This window comes from Gilvimarinus sp. F26214L (assembly GCF_054401055.1).
This window is the reverse complement of record NZ_JBTIYG010000002.1, coordinates 140,294-159,729: the sequence shown is the minus strand read 5'-3', so window position 1 is coordinate 159,729 and position 19,436 is coordinate 140,294. Positions and strand designations below refer to the sequence as shown.

At 61.0% G+C, this 19,436-nt stretch carries 17 protein-coding genes; 8 read left to right on the top strand and 9 right to left on the bottom strand.

What is annotated here, in order from left to right; translation table 11 throughout:
- Positions 1–73: 73 nt before the first annotated feature.
- The 6 genes from ACURWW_RS02965 to ACURWW_RS02940 all read right to left on the bottom strand — a co-directional run bounded on the left by ACURWW_RS02965 (position 74) and on the right by ACURWW_RS02940 (position 6,997).
- A complete protein-coding gene (locus ACURWW_RS02965) occupies positions 74–1,372 on the bottom strand; it encodes a heme biosynthesis HemY N-terminal domain-containing protein (RefSeq protein ID WP_445615533.1) in 1,299 nt (432 codons plus the stop codon).
- Entirely contained in the window at positions 1,369–2,829 is a 1,461-nt protein-coding gene (locus ACURWW_RS02960; protein WP_445615532.1) for a uroporphyrinogen-III C-methyltransferase, read from the bottom strand. Before ACURWW_RS02960 ends, ACURWW_RS02965 begins: the two co-directional genes overlap by 4 nt.
- 88 nt (positions 2,830–2,917) lie before the next feature.
- Positions 2,918–3,739 (bottom strand): uroporphyrinogen-III synthase, encoded by an 822-nt coding sequence (locus tag ACURWW_RS02955; protein ID WP_445615733.1) that lies wholly within the window; start codon positions 3,737–3,739, stop codon positions 2,918–2,920.
- Positions 3,740–3,752: 13 nt separating this feature from the next.
- Positions 3,753–4,694 carry a hydroxymethylbilane synthase gene (hemC, locus tag ACURWW_RS02950; RefSeq protein ID WP_445615531.1) on the bottom strand — a complete coding sequence of 314 codons (942 nt, stop codon included), beginning with the start codon at positions 4,692–4,694 and terminating at the stop codon, positions 3,753–3,755.
- Between the two features lie 422 nt (positions 4,695–5,116).
- Positions 5,117–5,851 (bottom strand): LytR/AlgR family response regulator transcription factor, encoded by a 735-nt coding sequence (locus ACURWW_RS02945; RefSeq protein ID WP_445615530.1) that lies wholly within the window; start codon positions 5,849–5,851, stop codon positions 5,117–5,119.
- Between the two features lie 54 nt (positions 5,852–5,905).
- Positions 5,906–6,997 (bottom strand): sensor histidine kinase, encoded by a 1,092-nt coding sequence (locus ACURWW_RS02940; RefSeq protein WP_445615529.1) that lies wholly within the window; start codon positions 6,995–6,997, stop codon positions 5,906–5,908.
- Between the two features lie 296 nt (positions 6,998–7,293).
- Here ACURWW_RS02940 and argH point away from each other — a divergent pair, with 296 nt between their 5' ends.
- The 4 genes from argH to ACURWW_RS02920 all read left to right on the top strand — a co-directional run bounded on the left by argH (position 7,294) and on the right by ACURWW_RS02920 (position 12,008).
- The gene (gene argH / locus ACURWW_RS02935; protein WP_445615528.1) at positions 7,294–8,688 is read left to right on the top strand and encodes an argininosuccinate lyase; all 1,395 of its coding nucleotides are present in this window, start codon (positions 7,294–7,296) and stop codon (positions 8,686–8,688) included.
- Between the two features lie 302 nt (positions 8,689–8,990).
- The gene (locus ACURWW_RS02930) at positions 8,991–10,460 is read left to right on the top strand and encodes an MBOAT family O-acyltransferase (RefSeq protein ID WP_445615527.1); all 1,470 of its coding nucleotides are present in this window, start codon (positions 8,991–8,993) and stop codon (positions 10,458–10,460) included.
- A gap of 2 nt (positions 10,461–10,462) precedes the next feature.
- The gene (locus ACURWW_RS02925) at positions 10,463–11,536 is read left to right on the top strand and encodes an alginate O-acetyltransferase AlgX-related protein (RefSeq protein ID WP_445615526.1); all 1,074 of its coding nucleotides are present in this window, start codon (positions 10,463–10,465) and stop codon (positions 11,534–11,536) included.
- 16 nt (positions 11,537–11,552) lie between these two features.
- The gene (locus ACURWW_RS02920) at positions 11,553–12,008 is read left to right on the top strand and encodes an acyl-CoA thioesterase (RefSeq protein WP_445615525.1); all 456 of its coding nucleotides are present in this window, start codon (positions 11,553–11,555) and stop codon (positions 12,006–12,008) included.
- A gap of 3 nt (positions 12,009–12,011) precedes the next feature.
- Here the strand turns inward: ACURWW_RS02920 and ACURWW_RS02915 are convergent, their stop codons facing one another.
- Positions 12,012–13,241, bottom strand: coding sequence for a saccharopine dehydrogenase family protein (locus ACURWW_RS02915; RefSeq protein WP_445615524.1), 1,230 nt, complete (start codon positions 13,239–13,241; stop codon positions 12,012–12,014).
- Between the two features lie 104 nt (positions 13,242–13,345).
- Between ACURWW_RS02915 and ACURWW_RS02910 the strand changes: the two genes are divergently transcribed.
- Positions 13,346–15,196, top strand: coding sequence for a sensor domain-containing diguanylate cyclase (locus ACURWW_RS02910; RefSeq protein ID WP_445615523.1), 1,851 nt, complete (start codon positions 13,346–13,348; stop codon positions 15,194–15,196).
- A 17-nt stretch (positions 15,197–15,213) separates the two neighbouring features.
- On the opposite strand, the gene ACURWW_RS02905 is transcribed toward ACURWW_RS02910, so the two are convergent.
- Positions 15,214–16,632, bottom strand: coding sequence for a hypothetical protein (locus tag ACURWW_RS02905; RefSeq protein ID WP_445615522.1), 1,419 nt, complete (start codon positions 16,630–16,632; stop codon positions 15,214–15,216).
- Positions 16,633–16,918: 286 nt separating this feature from the next.
- On the opposite strand from ACURWW_RS02905, the gene ACURWW_RS02900 reads away from it, so the two are divergent.
- Complete coding sequence (locus ACURWW_RS02900; protein ID WP_445615521.1) at positions 16,919–17,182, top strand: GNAT family N-acetyltransferase; 264 nt, start codon at positions 16,919–16,921, stop codon at positions 17,180–17,182.
- 20 nt (positions 17,183–17,202) lie between these two features.
- Here ACURWW_RS02900 and ACURWW_RS02895 read toward each other — a convergent pair whose 3' ends face one another.
- The gene (locus ACURWW_RS02895; RefSeq protein ID WP_445615520.1) at positions 17,203–17,748 is read right to left on the bottom strand and encodes a hypothetical protein; all 546 of its coding nucleotides are present in this window, start codon (positions 17,746–17,748) and stop codon (positions 17,203–17,205) included.
- 165 nt (positions 17,749–17,913) lie between these two features.
- Between ACURWW_RS02895 and ACURWW_RS02890 the strand changes: the two genes are divergently transcribed.
- Positions 17,914–19,077, top strand: a complete 1,164-nt coding sequence (locus ACURWW_RS02890) for a DUF3089 domain-containing protein (RefSeq protein ID WP_445615519.1) — start codon at positions 17,914–17,916, stop codon at positions 19,075–19,077.
- 145 nt (positions 19,078–19,222) lie between these two features.
- The gene (locus tag ACURWW_RS02885; protein ID WP_445615518.1) at positions 19,223–19,414 is read left to right on the top strand and encodes a helix-turn-helix domain-containing protein; all 192 of its coding nucleotides are present in this window, start codon (positions 19,223–19,225) and stop codon (positions 19,412–19,414) included.
- Positions 19,415–19,436 lie beyond the last annotated feature (22 nt).

The window sequence follows — 19,436 nt, the reverse complement described above, 5'->3', positions numbered from 1 at the left end:
CCTGTATTTCTCGCCACAGGTCGATTCCGATGCGCCGGACTGGCCAGTTTGTGAGCGGGCTCGCCGCTGAATCCTATAACCGCGCAGGATGGCTCGGGTTGGCGTCCAGTCCGGTGGCCGGTACGGGCGATTTGCCCGCCGGTTCGGGCATGGGCAGCTTCGGCAGACCCGCGGTGGTCATCAGCAGGCCCTGCTGGTAGTACTCTGTGCTCTTCGTGTGCTCGCCCTGGTGGGCGAGCAGGCGCGCCAGCTCCGCATAGGTATCCGGGTCCTTGCGCAGTTTCAGGCTGCTTTCGAAATAATCCCGCGCGCGGGTCCATTCGCGGTTGCGCAGACACAGGCGGCCGAGGGTGAGCAGCAGTACGGCATCCCCCGGGTGCTCCTGCTGCCAGTGCTCCGCAACCAGCAACTGCTTCTGAACATCCTTCCCCTCAACGCGACCGTAGGTGGCGACGAGGCTCTCGTCCCAGGTTTTTTTGAGCTCGCGACGCAGGAAGGACTCCACTTTAGCCTCGGCTCCAACCTTCAGCAGCTGGCGGACATAAACTTTTTGCAAGTCGACCTTCTTGCGCAGCGGTGCCGGCATGGCCATCCATTCGTCTTCAATGGTGGCCGGCCCGTCCTGAGCCGACTGCAGTTTGGCCTTGGTGCCAGCCTTGTCCAGCAGCGCCGCATAGAGCTGAACCTCAAGGCGGCTGAGCTCCGACGCGGGCAAAATCTTGTGGCGGCGAAGATCGGGCATGAGCTTTTGCAGTGAACGCCAATCTTCGAGCTGCTGATAGGTTTTCTGAAGCAGCTCCAGCACCACCGGATGCTGGGGAGCAATTTCCCGGGCCCGTTCCAGATTGGCCATACACTGCTCGTATTTGTTGGCCGCCAGGAGCATGCGCGCCTGGGTCAGGGCGACGGCCAGGCCACTGGTGGCGGAACTTTGCTGGGCTTTGTGCAGCAAATCAAAGGCTTCCTCCTCATTGCCCAGTTCGTAGCTGCTCCGGGCCGCTGCCAGGTAATTGATGAGGGGATCGTCCGACTTGCGGGCGGATTTAAGCAGGTGCTTGCGGGACTGGGCCCAGTTGCCCTCGATAAACTCCACCAGCCCGCGGGCGGTGCGTCGCTGCACGGTTTTGCCACTGACCGACATGAGCTGATTGGCGCCGCCGGTCAGGAGGTGGATGAAACCCACAATGAGGCGCACCAGCAGGTACAGGGCCAGCAGAATACCCAAGAGGATGAACACGGCGGTCCAGAAGCTCATTTCGACGGTGGTGCCACCCAGGGAAATCAGAACGTAGCCGCTGCCGTTCGAAGTCTGCTGGAAAACAAAGGCGCCGGCGATCAGGCTGAGACATATGAGGAAAAAAAGCCGTTTCATTCGCGGGGTTCCTGCGCTTGGGGTTCAGCAGCGGCTGCTTCCGGTTCTTCCTCCTGCGCGGGGGGCGCGGCGGCCTGCTCCCGGGCTGATTGCTGCGGGGCCGGCGCAGGTTGCGGCTGAGCGCCGGAACGGTCCCCGTTCTGGGGCGCAAGGCGGTGGCGACGCTCCAGATAATTGCCGAGCACCTGCTGGGATTCGCTGATATCCGGGAGCCCCTGGCGGATGTCGGTGCCTTCCAGTTCCCGCAACTCCGCCAGGAGAGCCTGGCGCTGCCGCGATTCGGCGTAGACCTCGGTCAGCAACTGCCGGGCGCGCTGGAGACTGGCCCTGTAAATCTCCGGTTGCTCCCGCAGCAGTGCCAGCTGTGCAGTATCGAGGGTGGTTTCCAGACTGGATGCCCGGTACAGCTGCTGGTCCAAAGTCATGACCGGCTGCAGAGGCTCGTCGTGGCGGGTGACGCGGACGAAGTTGGTCAGCTTGTCCATGGCCCGGTGGAAACTCTGCCGTACGGATGCCCAGACGCCCTGCTCACTCGGATCCTGCTCACTCGGATCCTGCTCACTTGGCTCCTGCGCACTTGGCTCCTGCGCACTTGGCTCCTGGTCAATTGGCTCCTGGTCACTGGTCTCCCGGTCACGCTGAGGCTCACCGCCGGAAGCTTCCGGCTTGTCGGCAGGCGCCGGGCGCCCGGCGTCCGGTTCGAAATTGCGGGGTTCACCCACGGGTAATTCGCGGATCTGCCGGATCAGGGCGGCAATTCGCAGGTACAAGCCTTGACGGTCCACGTCATTGGCCAGGCGCAGGGCCGCGATGTCGTCGGCCAGCGCCGCCCGCGCCGGGTGGAGGTCCGGGTCCGGATAGTTGCGCACAATCTCGTCGGCGGCCTGGAGCAGGGCCAGGGCGCTGCCTGTATCCCTCTCCATCAGCAGACGCTGGCCTGCGAGTCGAGTCAGGTAATAGGCTTCCGCGAGCTTCCAGTCTTCCGTTGTCGTGGTAGAGATGGCTTGCAGCTGGCGGCGCAAAGCGCGGACCTGCTCTTCCATCTGACGGGTCTGTTGGCTCAGCTCTCGCTGAACCCGCTGCGCCTGCTGCTGACCTTCCTCCACCTGTTCGGCCGCCTGTTGAACGGCTTGCCGGGCATCCTGCTGAACCCCGTCCACAGCGGAGGAAATTTCCTGGAGCTCGACGCTCTGGTTATCCACCTGGCTGTCCAGCTCGGCCAGCCGGGCCTGCAACGCGTTGTTCTCCTCCCAGCCGAAGTAGCCGAGGGCGGCCACCGCTCCAGCCACAACCAACAGCAGTATGACCAAGGGCCAGACGGTTGCCTTGGTGCGCGAGCGGGGCTTCGTCGCAGGTGGTTTTGACCTGGCCCCGGAGGACTGCTTCCCGGACGCGCCGCCACTGTCTTTTCCGGCTGGCTCCGGTTCTCCGCCCGGCTTGGCCGAAGTTGGTGGCACGGGTTTTTCTCCTGACTGCTCTTTGTCCGTCACTGTGTATCCACTCGTCAGTTGGTGGTGAACCGGGTCGGCCCGGCTCTCCGGGGGATCATGTTGTGGGAGACGAAAGCCCACGGCTGAGCGCTTCGGCCATGGACTCGTCGGTGGCGTTGAGCGCTACAAGTATGCGGCCAAAGCCGAGCTCACTGGCAAGCTCAGCGACCCGCGCTCCGGGTACCACGATCATCACCTGCTCCAGCAGCCTGGTCCGGAATTCGGCCGGGGCGCCACCTTCCAGCAGCTGATTGAAGTTGAGCAGACTCTCCCCGCTGTGGACGGCCACCGCGCGCTCGGGTCCAGTTGCCTCAGGCGGTTGCCGCCAGCGCTCCAGCAGGTCGCTAAAACGGGCTGCGGCCTCAGCTGGAAGTCGTCGGTGATAGAGCTCGCAAAAGTCCACCTGTGCACCACGGGCCCGCAACTGCTCGGCAAGGAAGCTCCGGCCACCGACTCCGCGGAAGATCAGGACTTTCGCGTCGGCCACCGTTTTGAGGCCCTCCAGCTCCAGAAGTGCCTCGCTGTTCATGGCCTGGTCCGCCGCGTGCACGGTAAGGCCTCTGGCCTCGGCCGCTCGGGCTGTGGCACTCCCCACCGCGAAGTATTGAATCCCGACCGGATTTTGGGGCCAGTACCGGTCGACCCACTCCATGGCTTCCGCCACGGCGTTGCGGCTGACAAAGATGACTTTCTGGTATTCGGCCAGATTGAGAATGCACCGCTTCACGGCCTCCCGCTCGGCGGCGGTCCGGACCGCTTCAATCTCCATCACCGGCAGCAGAAACGTGCTGGCCCCCCGCTTGCGCAGATCCTGTTCCCACTGCCGGGCCTGAGCTGCAGGTCGGGTAATGACAACGTCCAGCCCCTGAAGATCCATCACGCCGCCGCGCCTACTGAAAAGCGGACGGGTCCGCCAGCCGCGCGAGAACCTCCGCGGCACCGGCGGCGATCAGTTCCTCGGCAAGGCGCAGCCCGAGCTGCTCCCCGTCTTCCGGCGGGGCATGCCCTTCCCTGAAGAACAGCACCGTGCCGTCCGGCTCCGCCACCAGTGCCCGCAGCCAGAGCTGTCCATCGCTCTGCTGTACGGCATAGGCCGCAATGGGGACCTGGCAGCCACCCTCCAGCCGGCGCACCACCGCCCGTTCCGCGTGGACGCAGGCGGCTGTTTTCGAGTGATGGAGCACCTGGAGCAGTTCGATCACCTCCGAATCGGAGGTCCGACACTCCACCCCCACAGCGCCCTGGCCACCCGAGGGCAAACTCAGCTCCACGGGCATTTTCTGGCGGATGCGTTCCTCCAGTTCCAGGCGAATCAACCCTGCTGATGCCAGAATGATGGCGTCGAAGTTGCCCGCGTCGAGCTTGCCGAGCCGGGTCTGAACATTGCCGCGCAGGAACTCCACCTGAAGATCGGGCCGGGCCGCCAGCACCTGGCTCTGGCGTCGCAGGCTGGAGGTGCCCACCTTCGCGCCCCGAGGCAGCTCGTCGAGGCTGGCGTAGTGGTTGGAGACAAAGGCATCCCGCGGGTCCTCCCGCTCGCAGATCACGGCCAATCCCAGTCTTTCAGGGAATTCCATGGGCACGTCTTTCATGGAATGAACCGCAATGTCCGCCTCACCTTCGAGCATCGCCTGCTCCAACTCTTTAACAAAGAGGCCTTTGCCGCCCACCTTGGCCAGCGGAATGTCCAGCACCTTGTCCCCGCGACTGGTGAGAGGAACCAGCTCGATCCGCAGGTCCGGGTGGTGCTGCTCCAGCTGCGCCTTTACAAATTCCGCCTGCCAAAGAGCGAGGGCGCTGGCGCGCGTAGCGATACGAAGTACTTCAGGCATCGATGGGTCCTGTGGAAATCACTGTGGAAAGGGAAAGTCTAACATGGAGACAGGAATGGGAAGTGCACCAAGGCCGAGGTTCGACGCCCACCGCTCAGGCTCGGGTGGGCGCCGAGCCTCGTCGCGAGCCGGTGGGAGAGCGAGTGGCGACCGGTTCGGCTCCGAGGAGCATAGCGGCGCTATGTAACGAGGGGCCGGGACGGTTTACGCCGCTCTGCCGCCGGCACAATCAGCAGCGGGCCGGCGACCACCCGCTGGAGCTCGGGTGGGCGCCGAGCCTCGTCGCGAGCCGGTGGGAGAGCGAGTGGAGACCGGTTCGGCTCCGAGGAGCATAGCGGCGCTATGTAACGAGGGGCCGGGGCGGTTTACGCCGCTCTGCCGCCGGCGCAGCAGAGGATTGGCGCTCACCCGAGCTCCCACCCCTACATCGTGGTGAGCAGTTCTCTCAAGCGGGATACGTGCCTACGGCTGACCACGGGTCTTTCCTCGATGTCCTTGAGACGGACGCGGTACTGGCCCTGGGGATTGCGCTCCATTCCTTCAATCGCTTCCACCGCCACCAGCGCATTGCGGTGAATGCGCACAAAAAGGTTGGAAAACTCCTGTTCGAGCTCCTTGAGCGTATCGTCGATCAGGGTTTCGCCGTCCGTATGGTAGACCGTCACATACTTGTGATCAGCAATAAAGAAGCGCACCGAGTCGAGGGGAATCAACTCCACACCACGCCGGGTTCTGGCACTGATGTGGTTGCGGTGATTGCCGGAACTCTTGCGTTCGGACAAGGCTGCCAATTGCACTTTGTTTAGCTTTTGTGCTTTTTCCAGAGCGGACCGCAGGTCGTCCTGCTTCACCGGCTTGAGCAGGTATCCCACGGCCGCGGTGGCAAATGCGTCCACCGCGTACTCGTCGTAGGCAGTGCAGAAAATAACGGCGGGAGGGTCCTCCATCCCGGTGATTCGCGTCGCTGCGCTCAGGCCATCCTCTTCGGGCATGCGGACATCTAGCAGGACGACATCCGGATCGTGTTCAGCGATCGCGCTGATGGCATGCTCCACATTCTCCGCCTGCGAGACCACCCGGCAGTCGTCCAGCTTTTCCACCATTCGCACCAGACGCTCGCGAGCCAGCGGTTCATCATCGACGATTATCACATCCATACGGCTTACCTGACTGAACTTGCAGAGAGGCTGGGATCCGCAGCCCCAAAATCGTTATTGTCTTCGAACATCATCGCGTTCCGCGATCGCGCCTGTTCCGGCGGGCGTCCCGAACGGCGGCGTTGACGTCGCCCGGTCGAACGGTATTCGAATTTCCGTGCGGAAGGTGTCGTCCTCCGCTTCCGCCCGGAAGGCGGCCCGATCGCCGTAAAGTGCGGCCAATCGGTTGAGGATATTGTCCATCGCCATCCGGTTGCCGGGCCGGACATTCTCTTCCGTCCGTCGCGGCAGCGGGTTGCGCACGGTGATCCGAAGCTGATTGTGGCGCGCTTCCAGCCATATCTCAACCGTTCCGCCCTCGGCGCGCGGCTGGATTCCGTGGTAGATCGCATTCTCGATAACCGGCTGCAACAGCAAGCTCGGCATGCGGCAGTCTTCCGGGTAGGGACCAATCCGCCAATCAACCTTCAACCTGCGACCCAGACGCAACTGCTCGATGCTGACGTACTGCCGGCAAAGGTTGAGCTCCTGGGTGACCGGCACCTGCCCGGGAGTGGCCAGACTGGCCCGGAAAAGATCCGACAAATCCTCCACCAGCCGCTCCGCGCGGTCCGGGTCGGAGCCGATGAGGCTCACGATGCTATTCATCGAGTTAAATAGGAAATGGGGGCGGATACGTGACTGGAGCGCCTGAATGCGTGCGGTTAACTCCGCCTCCTCCTGGGTGAGCAACTGCTGCTGAATATAGAAGTAACGCAGGACGATGCCACCAAAAATGGCCGCCAGCAGCAGGTGGGCGCCGACGGTCCACCAGTCCACCTGCGTGCGCTGAAACAGCCACTGCCCGATGACGGACGAAGCCAGGGTCACCAGCAGCACGATGCTGTAGCTGAGAAAACCGGCGAGCAACAGGGAGTGACGGCTGAGGAAGGGCCGCAATGGGCAGAGCATCGCTGCGCTGAGCAGGACGATCCACTGAATCAGAAAAGAGGCGTTGCCCAGCTGGGTCCAGTTGAAAGGGCGCAGGCCGCTGTCGGCGAGCACCAGCGCGAGAGCCAGCAGTTCGCCCCCCAACACCAGGGTGAACACCGCCTGCACCTTGCACAGATCCGGGAGAAAATCGCCTCGCTGCTCGATGCTGCGCATGGAATGGAGTAGTGGCCGGGGGGTAATCGGGTCTCTCCTGGTCGGAAACCCAGCGCCATATCCGGCAGTTCTGGGCTTCCTGTGAATCTGGATGGCCTGGGTTTATAATGCGGCGCCTCTGGCCCGGATATGCGGGAACCGTTCGGATAAGCTGGCTGCCGCCAGCGGCTGCCCCTTCCTGTGCGCCGTCCGCGCAATCCTAGGAGTTTCGCCAGAACCCGTCAATCGCCATCTTTGCGCCTTCGGCCGAAGGCCGGGCGGTTTGCAATTTCACTCTCCCACTACGGACCTGCAGCATGAGCGAGAACAACAGCAGCGACAAGCCCTGGGGCGGTCGCTTTACCGAAGCCACGGACGCCTTTGTTGAACGATTTACCGCTTCGGTGGGATTCGATCAGCGACTTTACCGTCAGGACATTCAGGGCTCCATCGCTCACGCCACCATGCTCGCAGAATGCGGGGTGCTGTCTTCGGAGGAAAAAGCCCAGATTGTTCAGGGCCTGGAAGAGATTCTCGCGGATATCGAAGCGGGCCGATTCACCTGGTCCGTTGGCCTGGAAGACGTGCACATGAACATCGAGGCGGAGCTGACCCGGCGCATCGGAATTACCGGCAAAAAGCTGCACACGGGCCGTTCGCGCAATGATCAGGTGGCCACGGACATTCGCCTTTATCTGCGGGATTCCATCGACGAGATCGCCGGTGAGCTGCGTCGCCTGCAAGCCGGGCTGCTGGATCTGGCCGACCGCGAAGCGGACACCATCATGCCTGGGTTTACGCATCTGCAGTCCGCGCAGCCGGTGACTTTTGGCCACCACGTTCTGGCCTGGTTCGAGATGTTGCAGCGCGACTATGAGCGATTGCTCGACTGCCGCAAACGAGTGAACCGGTCTCCACTGGGTGCCGCCGCGCTGGCCGGCACGAGCTACCCGATCGACAGGGAACTCACCGCCCGGTTGATGGGCTTTGATGGGCCAACTGGCAACAGCCTCGACTCCGTAAGCGACCGGGATTTTGCCATCGAGTTCTGCTCCTTTGCGGCGCTGCTGATGACCCACCTGTCCCGCGCCAGCGAGGAAATCATTCTATGGTCCTCAGCCCAGTTCAACTTCATTGAATTACCGGACCGGTTTTGTACGGGTTCCTCCATCATGCCCCAGAAAAAGAACCCCGACGTTCCGGAACTGGTGCGCGGAAAGACGGGTCGCGTGAATGGTCATCTGGTGAGCCTGCTCACCCTGATGAAATCCCAGCCTCTGGCCTACAACAAGGACAATCAGGAAGACAAGGAGCCGCTGTTCGACACCGTCGATACGGTTCGCGATTGCCTGCGCGCCTTTGCCGACATGGCTCCGGCAATGGTCGCCAGGCGTGACAACATGCGCGCGGCCGCCATCTCCGGCTTTTCCACCGCCACCGACCTCGCCGATTATCTGGTTCGCAAGGGCATTCCCTTCCGGGATGCCCACGAGGTGGTGGGCAAAGCCGTGAGCTTCGGGGTTGCCGAGAATCGGGATCTGTCCGAGATGACTGTCGAAGAGTTGCAGCAATTCTCCACAGCCATCAGCGCCGACGTGTTTGATGTGCTCACCCTGGAGGGCTCCGTGGCGGCGCGGGATCACCTGGGCGGAACCGCACCCGCTCAGGTGCGGGCAGCCGTCGCGCGCAACAAAAAACTGCTGGAAACCTAGCGGGCTGTCGACAAGCGCTCGTGCGACGGTTCGCCTGGGGCCACAATACACGTTCGGCTCGCCAACCAGGCGCCTGACGACTGAATCGCCGTGGAAATTGGCTGACATGCGCCGCAAGCCCGTTCCGCAAGCCCGTTGAAGAGTCCCATACGGACTTCTTCAACAGGCTGGTGGCAGGCCCTTTGGACTAAAATTCGCTGGCAGGGATGTCCCTTTCGACTCAAGCGGATCTGTATTTGAGTCGTTTGCCCGTGTTACCCGGGGCTCGGAAGGAACAGCTGGCCACACGGATGGATTGGGCTATGCTCTTCAATTCCTTTGAATTCATTTTCCTTTTCTTGCCGGTCGTTGCGCTCGGCTTTTACCTCATCCGGGCACACAGTGGCACCGGCAATGTGGCCCTCGGCTTTCTGGTTCTTGCTTCGCTGTTTTTCTACGGTTGGTGGGACCCACGCTATCTCCTGCTGATTCTTGCCTCGATATTGGTCAATTTCAGCATCGGGCGGTCCATAATCTCTCTGCGCAGGAAAGGCGCCGGCAAGGGACGGGCTTATGTGGCGCTCGGCGTCGGCCTCAACCTCGCTGCGCTCGGTTACTTCAAGTACAGCGGTTTCCTCCTCGGGAATCTGGGCGCACTCACTTCACTGGATGTGCCCCTGGTTCAGGTCGTTCTGCCCCTGGCCATCTCTTTTTTTACCTTCCAGCAAATTGCTTATCTGGTGGATGCCTACCGGGGGCAATGCGACGATTACGACTTCGTTCACTATTGTCTCTTCGTCACCTTTTTTCCGCAGTTGATCGCGGGCCCCATTGTCCATCACTCGGAAATGATGCCCCAGTTTCTGCGGCAACGGCGCAGCGACTTCTGGAATGATTTATATCTGGGTGTCAGTTTTTTCAGTTTTGGCTTGTGCAAGAAAGTCCTGATCGCCGACGAGATCGCCCAGTGGTCGACGCCCGTGTTCGCAGCGGCCGATGGCGGAATGGCAGTCGGCAGCCTGGAAGCGTGGGGCGGCGCCGCTTCTTACAGTCTGCAGCTTTACTTTGATTTTTCCGGCTACGCGGATATGGCGATTGGGGCCGCGCTCATGTTCGGCATTCGCCTGCCCCTTAATTTCAATTCACCCTATAAGGCTCTGTCGATTATCGACTTCTGGCGGCGCTGGCACATGACTCTCTCCCGCTTTTTGCGGGACTATCTGTACATCCCTCTCGGGGGCAACCGCAACGGCAAACTTGCCCGCTATCGCAACCTGCTGGTGACCATGCTCCTCGGGGGCCTGTGGCATGGTGCCGGCTGGAACTTCATCATCTGGGGCGGTCTGCACGGCCTTTACCTGGTGGCAAACCACCTCTTCCGCATTCTGCGTCCCACCTGGGCCCTTCCCCCTCTCATATCGCGCTTCGCCGCCTGGCTACTAACCACCGTATGTGTGCTGCTGGCGTGGGTATTTTTCCGGGCCGAAAGCCTGGAGGGGGCCCTGGGGATGGTGCAAGTGATGTTCACCCTCGAGCCGGTCGTCAGCCACACTGAAGTCTGGACCGAATCGGCGGATAGCGGACTGAAACGCATCGCAATATTTTACGCAATTGCTGTTCTGCTGCCGAATACCCAGCAGCTGCTGTCCTATGCGGGCCAGACGCGCAGCTCCCTGGAACGCTGGCTGAATTGGCGGCCTAACTGGGCCTTCGGTCTGCTGACATCCATTCTTTTTGCCGCCACAGTGCTTAACATGTCGGCCATCAGCGAATTCCTGTACTTCCGGTTCTGACCATGAATGCGAAATTCTTCGGCATTTTGTTCCTGTCCGTCTACGCTTCTCTGACTGCGGTGATTCTGAGCCTCGCGGGTTGGCTGGAGCCGTTCGAGGGGGATCTCACCCGGATCGGCGGGACGGCCGAAAACCATTTTGGCTGGAATGCGCCCCAGCCCGGTTTCAGCACCAATCTGAGCAGCTACGACGAGCGTGGCAACGGTGCCCCCATCCGTGCCGATGTGCTCATTTTTGGAGATTCGTTTTCGCAGATGGGAAATGGTGATGAGCGTCGCTTTTCGTGGCAGAACTATCTTGCCGCGGCCACTGGCCTGCGCCTCCATACGCTGCATGTGGGCCAGGTGGATGCACGGGATTGGCTCAGGCAGAATCCGCACAGCGTGCCCGATTACGTGGTTTTCCAACGGGTGGAGCGAAGACTCGGTGAACACCGACTGGACGGCCAAGACTGCAAATATACGGATGCCTCGAACGCTTCCGCGCAACCGCTCCTGCTGGACTCGGCATCGGCAACGGAGCGCCTGTCCCGCCCGGCACGAAATGGGCTGGAACTCAAGTCGGCGATTCATTGGCTGAAGACCCGGTTGCGCGACGATAAGGACGTTCTGCGCTTCAAGTTGGCACAGCCAGGCCTGTTCTCCAGTGCTGATGACCAGCACATTCTGGTTTACGGCAAGGATTATCTCGCCGACGTAGAACGCCGGGAAGCGACCGATCCAGACAAGTTGTTGTGCTATCTGGAGGATCTGAAGCGCCTTGTGGAAGCCAACGGGCGCAGCCGGTTTATCCTGGCGATTGTTCCCGACAAGTACACGGCCTACCAGGCTGTTATGGTCGATGCCTCCAGGGGCGAGAACCTGTTCCAGCGGCTGGAACTTGCTGGCGCCCGGGTCGTGCGCTTCGATCGGATATATGCTGATGCAGTCGCTGCCGGCATTCAGGATCTTTATCTGCCCAACGATACCCACTGGGGGAGCGAAGGCAACCGGCTGTTTGCATCGGTGATCGCCGGGATGATCCGGGGCTCCCGTGAGCACGCAACCGGCCAATGGTCAAACGCGCCCCAGCATTAACGATGGAGTATTTATCGTGCAACCTTTTCGGATTTTGTTACGCGTTCGCTACTACGAATGCGACGCCCAGGGTGTTGTCTTCAACGCCCGCTACGGAGATTACGCGGACACCGCCGTCACCGAGTTCATGGCTCACACGGTGGATGGATACCAGGCCATGCGCGCCCGCAATCTGGACAACCAGGTGGTGCACATGGCGACCAGTTGGCGCTCCTCGGCGCGCTTCGACGACGTTCTGGCGATCAGTGTGGAAACCCGGCGGGTCGGTACCACCTCCTTCACGGTGTCCGTGGCCATGGAGCAATACCCCGGCGGCACTCCGGTAGCCACCTGCGAAATTACCTACGTGATGGTAACGGCTCAGGGCCTGGAGAAAACGCCGGTCCCGGACGACATTCGCGAGCGTCTGCTGGCCGGAGCTCCGGGCGGATTGGTTAATTTCTCCGGGCTGGAACTGCCACAACTCCGGTAGAGTTCAGGGCGAGTCGCTGGATATCAACTCGAAGCGAAGCCCGGCGTGCCGCTCCAGCCTTGCGAGCAGCTTGCCGTCCAGGGCAGTCGCGGGTGTCCAGAAGCCTCCGGGGACCTTGTCCCGATCCACTTCGGAGGACAGGCAGAGCGCGGCCTGCGCCAGCATTTTGGCGGTGGACCCGTAGCCCGGGTCCCGGTCGCCGCTTACCGTGCAGTGAATTGTTCGGCCATCGCCGGTCCGGCCGATGAAATCCAGAATGTAGAAGCCTTCCTCCTGGGCCTTGGGGCTGGGGCCCTCGCCCGGTTTGGGCAGCACGAACTTCTCCAGGATCCAGCGACTGGGAGGCAGCGCGATACCAAGGCCGAACACCCCCAGGCCCCATGCCAGTGCCTTCGCCCTGCGCCGGCCCTTGCCGCCGTCCCCGGTGAGAGTGGCTTCGTTGTAGCGGAAGTCCTTGCCATAGGGGGTGCCTGCCAGAGCGTTGCTGCGGAAGACCACGCGGGTGTTGATGCTGCTCATGACGAAGGGCGCCACCCAGCTTATGAGGTCCTCGTCGTATTCGGTTCGGGGGCTGTGCTGGCGGGCAGTGTAGCCGGCGTCGGGCGGACAAAGCGCATAGGGATTTTGCAGGACCTTGCGCAATCCCGGATCCCGCAACGCCTCTTTGGCCCCATTGATCATGCTCGCAATGGTGCCGCCGGACATTCCACCGCGCATTTTCCGGACCCGCATTTTGACCTCGGTACAGTAACTGCCGAAGATCTCCCGCGCCTTCTGCTGACAGAACCACACGCCCAGGTCCGAGGGAATGGAGTCGAAACCGCAGGTGTGGACGATGCGGGCGCCGGACTGCCTGGCACTCTCCTGGTAGCGGTCGATCATGCGCCACATCCATTGAACCTCGCCGGTCAGGTCGCAGTAATCCGTGCCCGTTTGCGCACACGCCTGCACCAGAGGCTCTCCATAAAGCGCGTAGGGCCCGACGGTGGAAATCACCAGCGCGGTTTTCTCGCACATGGCCACAAGTGAACCCGCATCGTTGGCGTCGGCAACAATAATAGGCAGATCTTCGGCTCCCAGGGACTCCTTCAGTTCTTCCAGCTTCCCACTGGAACGCCCGGCAATGGCCCACCGGAATTCATTGTCCTGCTGGTGATCGCGGAGATAACGGGTAAGGATCTGCCCAACAAAGCTGGTTGCCCCGAAAACGACGATTTGAAAGGGATGCTCCATGTCTGCTCTGCCCTCAAGTTTTCCTGTTCCGGCGGAGTTCAGTCCGCCGCGTGGATTTTCGTGACTATACTGCATTTATAGCCCACTGATGGCAGCCGCGCTGAATGCCCCGATTCATTCTTGTCATTGCATGCCTCACCGTCCTCGCCATGGACGGCGCTGCCGCAGTGCCCCTGGGTCCAGAAACCGGGGACGGCCGGGCGCTGACGAAAGAGGAGGTGGAGTATCACCCGTCCGCCGGGCGGCTGAGCTGGGACCAACTTGCCACCTGGGAAGCCTGGGAGCAACCACCTGCAAACACCATAGGAACCTGGGAACCGGACCGGACCCAGGCGCTGCGCATCGTGGTGACCAACGATTCAGAACATGCTGGGAATTTCCGCCTGGAGTTGCGCTGGCCGCATCTGGAGCACGTGGAGTTCGGCGTGCTGCGCGGGGGCGGCTTCGATCCGATCCAGGTGTCGGGGACCCGTGTGGCCACAAACGGAACGAGCGGAACCGAAAACGCCGTGTTCGCTTTTCCCCTGGCCGCCGCTGAGACTGCAACCCTCTACCTGCGAGTCACCGATCCGCTGCTCCTTTACATGCCCATGTATATATGGACGGAACGGGGTTTTGAGCAGCACACAAACGTTCGGATCGCCATCTACAGCATCGCTGTGGGTGTGCTGCTGGTTATGGTGCTCTTCCACGCAGCGCTTTATTTCTTTACGCGCGACACAATGTACCTGGCCTACGGTAATACGGTGTTCGGCATCTTGCTGTACTTGTTGGCGATTACCGGCGTCGGGGAGCTGCTGGTCTGGGGCAGTCATCCCTGGTTTGCGCGAAATGCCTGGCCTGTTTTCTCAACCTACAGTTTTCTTGCGGCCACCTGGTTTTTCCGGGTTTTTCTCGAGTTGAAACGATTCGGCGGTTGGGTCCTGAAGTGCAACACCGCAATTCTGGCCTGGTGGTTCGTTGCGCTGGCGGCCAATCTCTTGGGCCTGAAGGTCCTGGGCATGGCGCTCACCGGATATGGTGGCGTGCTTGCCACGGCAGCGGGGCTGGCCGGCGCCGTCTACCTCTGGGCCAGGGGAAGTCGCCCGGCACGATACTTCTGCGTTGCCTGGGCACCGGTCAGCATTGTCACTGTTCTCGCCATTCTGGCCATGTTCGGAAAGGCCGATTACTTCCCCGGAATGGACTACCTGCAATCCTTTGCGTTTGTGCTGGAGGCGGGGATTCTTTCTATTGCCCTCGCCGACAGAATCAACCGCGAGCGTCGGGAACGGGAGCGCGCCCAGGCGCGAGCCCTCGCGCAGGAGCAGAAGCTGGTGGCGGTGGAACAGAGGGCCAAGGAGCACCTTGAGGCGCAAGTGGATCTGCGCACCGGGGAGTTGCGGGCCGCGCTTTCCGAGCTCGCGAAGGCCAACCGGGAGTTATCGGGGCTCAGCCGAACCGATCCGCTCACCCAACTCGCCAACCGGCGTCATTTCGACGAGGCGGCGGCGGCTGAAGTTCTTCGTGCGATACGCAGCGGCAGTTCCCTGGGCGTGATTCTGGTGGATCTCGACCACTTCAAAGCGGTGAACGACCAACACGGCCATCTGGCGGGCGATGAATGTCTGCGGCGAACGGCCGTCGCGATCCGGTCGGTGGCAGCTCGGGAAACAGATCTGGTCGCCCGCTTCGGTGGGGAGGAGTTCGCAGTGGTTCTGGCCGACACACCCGAAAGCAGACTGGCGGATCTGGCGGAGCGCATCCGCGCCGCGATTGCGGAGATTGCACTGGAGACGGAATCCGGCGTACTACGAGTAACGGCAAGTCTGGGATATGTCTCCAGCCGCCCGCAGCCAGATACACGGCTCGACCATCTGCTCGCCGCCGCGGACAGTGCGCTGTACGACGCGAAGCAGGCGGGCCGTAATCGAGTGACGCGAGGCCGCCTGCTTACCGACAAAGAGTTGAGCTAGCCGTCAGGACCCCGCTGTCAAAGACATCGCAAAAAAGCCACCAGCGCTTCTTTCTCCTCCTGGTTCAGCTTGAGCTGCTGCACCAGGTTGAAGAACTCCACGGTGTCCTCCAGGGTCAACAATCGACCATCATGGAGGTAAGGGGGTGAGTCCTTGATGCCGCGCAGCGTGAAGGTTTTCATCGGACCGGCCGGATGGTCGTAGTGGTCGTCCACCATCTCCGGTTCGTAGAACCGGCCCACATCCAGGTCGTGCATCAGGTTGTCCAGATAGTGAGGCGCATTGTGGCAGTTTGCGCACTGAGCTTTACCGAAGAACAGTGCTTCACCTGCCAGTTCCTGCTCGGTGGCTTTGTCCGGATCAAGACGGCCATACAGGTTCAGCTTCGGGGCAGGGGGAAAATCCAGCATGGACTGAAACTGCCCCATCGCGGACACCGACGTGCCCCGGTCCAGCACATTAAGTCCCTTCTTGGCGGCTGTAACGTGGTCACCATCGAAGTAGGCGGTACGCTGCTCGAACTCGGTGAAGTCTTCCACTGACCTCAACGCACGCTTTGACCCGTGGATTTGCTGCTGGAACATGCCGCGCAGGCTCGGCGTATCGATACGAAACCGCAAGGCTTGGGGCCGGGTATCAGGGTTCAGGTGGAAACTTGCATTGGTATGGCCGTTGGCATGACAGTCAAAGCACGTTACCCCAGTGCTCGGCCTTTCCACCTTTCGATCCGCCGTGGAGTTGAATTGTTGTTGGGGAAATGCAGTAACCAGTAAGCGTAGGCCCTCAAGCTGAAAGGGTGTCAGTTTACCCACGAAAAGGTCATGAAAGTTATCGATGGTGACCAGTTGGCCTTGGGTCACGTCACCGAGATCCGGTCGGTTGGTCAGGAAGATGGGGGGCGGGAACTCTGGCAGTAGATGCTCCGGCAGCACAAACTCCACGTCGAAGCGATCCAGGTTCCGGTTTTCAACGTTCTGGATTTCCTCCACCTGCTGCGGCGGAAACACCATGCCGCCTGTTTTGTGCTTCACGTGCGGCAGGGGTCGAAAGCCCTCGGGCCAAAGGCCCTGCTCCTTGATCTCCTCCGGCGTCATTTCACCCAACTGCTCCCAGGTGACGCCTTCAGGCAGCCGGACCCGGACACCTTGTTGTACCGGCAGCCGCTCGCCGGACATCATGACGTCTGACGGTCTGTCGCTCAGGTCGTAACGCCGCTCGAGCAATTCCTCATGGCGCTGTACCATTTGATCGAGCTCTTCGATGTCCTGCTGGCGCATTTCATCAAACTCGGGAGTAACCACCGGACTGTAGCTTTGGCGCGCGTCGATTTCGGGCGGCAGTGATGGCTGGGCAATGGAGACGGAATGAAGCAGGCCGACGCAAAGGACGGCCGAAGTAACGGTAAAACCGGGACGGCAGATATTCTTGATTGTCATTGGCATTCCTCCCGAACGGTGAGAAGAGAAAAACTTGAAGCAACCGTTGGGCCAGCGTCCGGTCTTCACGACCCGGTCCATTCTGCACCGCGGTGAGGCATGTTTGCCGCCGGGGGTGGGATGCGTGTGACACAATACCGAGCGCGCCATGTAATCCTTACTCCGGCGAAGTGGAAGCTACAATCAGGTCCTTCGAAAAGCTGCCACTGCTTTGCAAAAAATGGCGGAAGATTTGCTGCCTTTAGTCCACTGGCCACACGGACCTTGATCTACGGACCTTGATCTTATGAACGACTTGATTGAACACCAGGTGGAGCGACATCGCTTTGTGCTGCCCAACGCGAATGGAGACGCCCGCCTGGAATATGAAGTGCGCCCCGCTAAAGGACCCGAACGTGACGTAATCAATTTCACGTACACCTACGTGCCGCCTTCTATGCGGGGCCAGGGTGTGGCCGAACGTCTTGTGCGTCGCGGGCTGTCGTGGGCGCGAGAGGAAAATTTCCGAATCGAGGCCAGTTGCTGGTACGTGCAGAAATTCCTGCGTTGATGGCCGCGGGCAACAAACCGCTAGTGGTTTCGATCCCCCGGTTTGAGAGAAACCTGTTTCCGAATGCCGATCTCCTGCACCTGCTGGAGTGGGTCGAGGAATGCTTTTGCGCCCGCCTCGAGTTGCTCGGGCTGGTACCCCAGCTCCTTCATGATCCGGATCTGGTTCGAAAGCAGCTTTTGCTGCGCCGCGCGTTCATTGAGTGAGTTGATCGCTCTCCGGTGTCGCAGGGATTCCTCCATCTGCTCGCGCTCCTGGCGATTGCGGTATAGCAGATCCTTGAGCAGGGCCCGAAGCTGGCCAATGATCTTGTCCACTCCGAGGAGATTGAAGTCGCCCGGGGAGTGGATCTCGATGGAACCCACCTTCAGCCGGTCCTCGGGCTTAACCCGGGACAGGGAGCCGTAGAGCGCCGACTTCAACTTTACCGTCCTGCCACTTGCGGCCAGATCGTCAAGGACCGCCAGGCGATTGTAGAGGATGTTCAACTGATGGAAGAAGGTGTAAAAATCCTCCACCGTCCACTCCTCCATCGCTTCGAATCCGATATTCGACAATTCCTTCATGGTCGATCCATTCTCATTTCATGCCGCGCCCGACGGTGCGCCCGCAACACTCCTTAACAGGGCTTTGGCTTAAAGGTGGGAGGACTTGGCGGTACACTGGCAACCGGCCATGGTGAACAGCCATGTCGCATGGTAAAACAAATAATCAACCAAGAGGGAGTAACAATGAATCATCGACGATTGAAAGGATTCCTGGCCCTGCTCGCCCTGAGCTGCGCCTTGCCACTTGCGAGCATGGCGGATGAGCCGATCGACTACGGTCAGAAGGACAATTGGCTGTGCCGGGCTGACAATCTGCGTTACTGCGATACGGACTTGACCACCACGGTTGTGCAGGCCGATGGCTCCATGGCCAGGGAGGAATGGAAGCACGACGAGCAGGCACCCATCGATTGCTTCTACGTATACCCCACGGTGTCCCGGGACACCACCCCCAATAGCGACATGGACCCGGGAGTGGGCGAAATCAACGTGATCAAACAGCAGTTTGCCCGCTTCGGGTCCGAATGCCGGATGTTCGCCCCCCTTTACCGTCAGGTGACCCTCACCGCCCTGCGCGCTGGTCTTGGCGGCGACTCCGATGCACCCGCGCCGGACCGCGCGATGGGTTATCAGGACGTGGTCAAAGCCTGGAATTACTATCTGGAGAACTTCAACGACGGACGCGGCGTAGTGCTCATTGGCCACTCCCAGGGCTCCGGCGTCTTGAGCCGGCTGATTCCGGCGGAGATCGAAGGCAAGCCCATTCAGGATCAGATTATTTCCGCGTTGATTATCGGCAGCAACGTACAGGTCCCGAAAGGAAAGCTCGTGGGCGGCACCTTCAAGAAGATGCCCCTGTGCCAGAGCGGCGACGACCTGGGCTGCGTCGTCGCCTACGCCTCCTTCCGCTCCACTGTTCCACCGCCCGCAGACGGCCTGTTTGGTCGCGGTGGCCAGGATACGGTCAGCGCCTGCACCAACCCGGCGCAACTGGCCAAGGGGAGTAACGACTTGCACGCCTATCTGGGCAACAGCGTCTCGGAAGGCGCCTCCTCCGCCCCGCCCAAGCCCTGGACCAACACCGGAAAGAAAGTGGACACCCCCTTCGTGAGCGTGCCCGGCCTGCTCTCGGCCGAATGTGTTTCCAATGCGGGGCGCAACTATCTGGAGGTGACCGTCCACGGCGATCCCGCGGACCCGCGCACCGACGACATCTCCGGGGATGTGCTGATGAACGGCGAAGTGAGCGCCGGCTGGGGCCTGCACCTGATCGACGTGAACCTGGCCATGGGCGACCTGGTGACACTGGTTCGCAAGCAGGGGAAGAATTACCTGGCGCGGCAGTAAGTTCGACCGGGCCATCTGCCCATTGAAGCCGCCCCGCGCAAGCGAGGCGGCTTTTTTGTTTACCGGCAATTGGCTGTGTTGCCAATCTCCCATTCGTGAAATACCATTTACCACCACTAAATACTGGTAATTACTAGAATAATCCGTGCAGAACACCACCCACAACCAGGTCATGACGCTGGAAGAATTGGCCGATTACCTGAAAATCCCCAAATCCACCCTGTACAAGTTGGTGCAGGAAGGGCGCATACCCGGCCAGAAGCTGGGGAAACAGTGGCGCTTCGGCAAGGCCGCCATTGACCGTTGGCTGGACTCCGGGAATGGAGATCGGTCTTGAGCACGTTTAACCCACACCAGAG

What these genes read in the sequence shown, in the direction of transcription:
- ACURWW_RS02965 (WP_445615533.1), bottom strand. Translation starts at nt 1,372, where the DNA reads ATGAAACGGCTTTTTTTCCTCATATGTCTCAGCCTGATCGCCGGCGCC.
- ACURWW_RS02955 (WP_445615733.1), bottom strand. Translation starts at nt 3,739, where the DNA reads ATGGATCTTCAGGGGCTGGACGTTGTCATTACCCGACCTGCAGCTCAG.
- hemC (WP_445615531.1), bottom strand. Translation starts at nt 4,694, where the DNA reads ATGCCTGAAGTACTTCGTATCGCTACGCGCGCCAGCGCCCTCGCTCTT.
- ACURWW_RS02945 (WP_445615530.1), bottom strand. Translation starts at nt 5,851, where the DNA reads ATGGATGTGATAATCGTCGATGATGAACCGCTGGCTCGCGAGCGTCTG.
- ACURWW_RS02940 (WP_445615529.1), bottom strand. Translation starts at nt 6,997, where the DNA reads ATGCGCAGCATCGAGCAGCGAGGCGATTTTCTCCCGGATCTGTGCAAG.
- argH (WP_445615528.1), top strand. Translation starts at nt 7,294, where the DNA reads ATGAGCGAGAACAACAGCAGCGACAAGCCCTGGGGCGGTCGCTTTACC.
- ACURWW_RS02930 (WP_445615527.1), top strand. Translation starts at nt 8,991, where the DNA reads ATGCTCTTCAATTCCTTTGAATTCATTTTCCTTTTCTTGCCGGTCGTT.
- ACURWW_RS02925 (WP_445615526.1), top strand. Translation starts at nt 10,463, where the DNA reads ATGAATGCGAAATTCTTCGGCATTTTGTTCCTGTCCGTCTACGCTTCT.
- ACURWW_RS02915 (WP_445615524.1), bottom strand. Translation starts at nt 13,241, where the DNA reads ATGGAGCATCCCTTTCAAATCGTCGTTTTCGGGGCAACCAGCTTTGTT.
- ACURWW_RS02910 (WP_445615523.1), top strand. Translation starts at nt 13,346, where the DNA reads ATGCCCCGATTCATTCTTGTCATTGCATGCCTCACCGTCCTCGCCATG.
- ACURWW_RS02905 (WP_445615522.1), bottom strand. Translation starts at nt 16,632, where the DNA reads ATGACAATCAAGAATATCTGCCGTCCCGGTTTTACCGTTACTTCGGCC.
- ACURWW_RS02900 (WP_445615521.1), top strand. Translation starts at nt 16,919, where the DNA reads ATGAACGACTTGATTGAACACCAGGTGGAGCGACATCGCTTTGTGCTG.
- ACURWW_RS02895 (WP_445615520.1), bottom strand. Translation starts at nt 17,748, where the DNA reads ATGAAGGAATTGTCGAATATCGGATTCGAAGCGATGGAGGAGTGGACG.
- ACURWW_RS02890 (WP_445615519.1), top strand. Translation starts at nt 17,914, where the DNA reads ATGAATCATCGACGATTGAAAGGATTCCTGGCCCTGCTCGCCCTGAGC.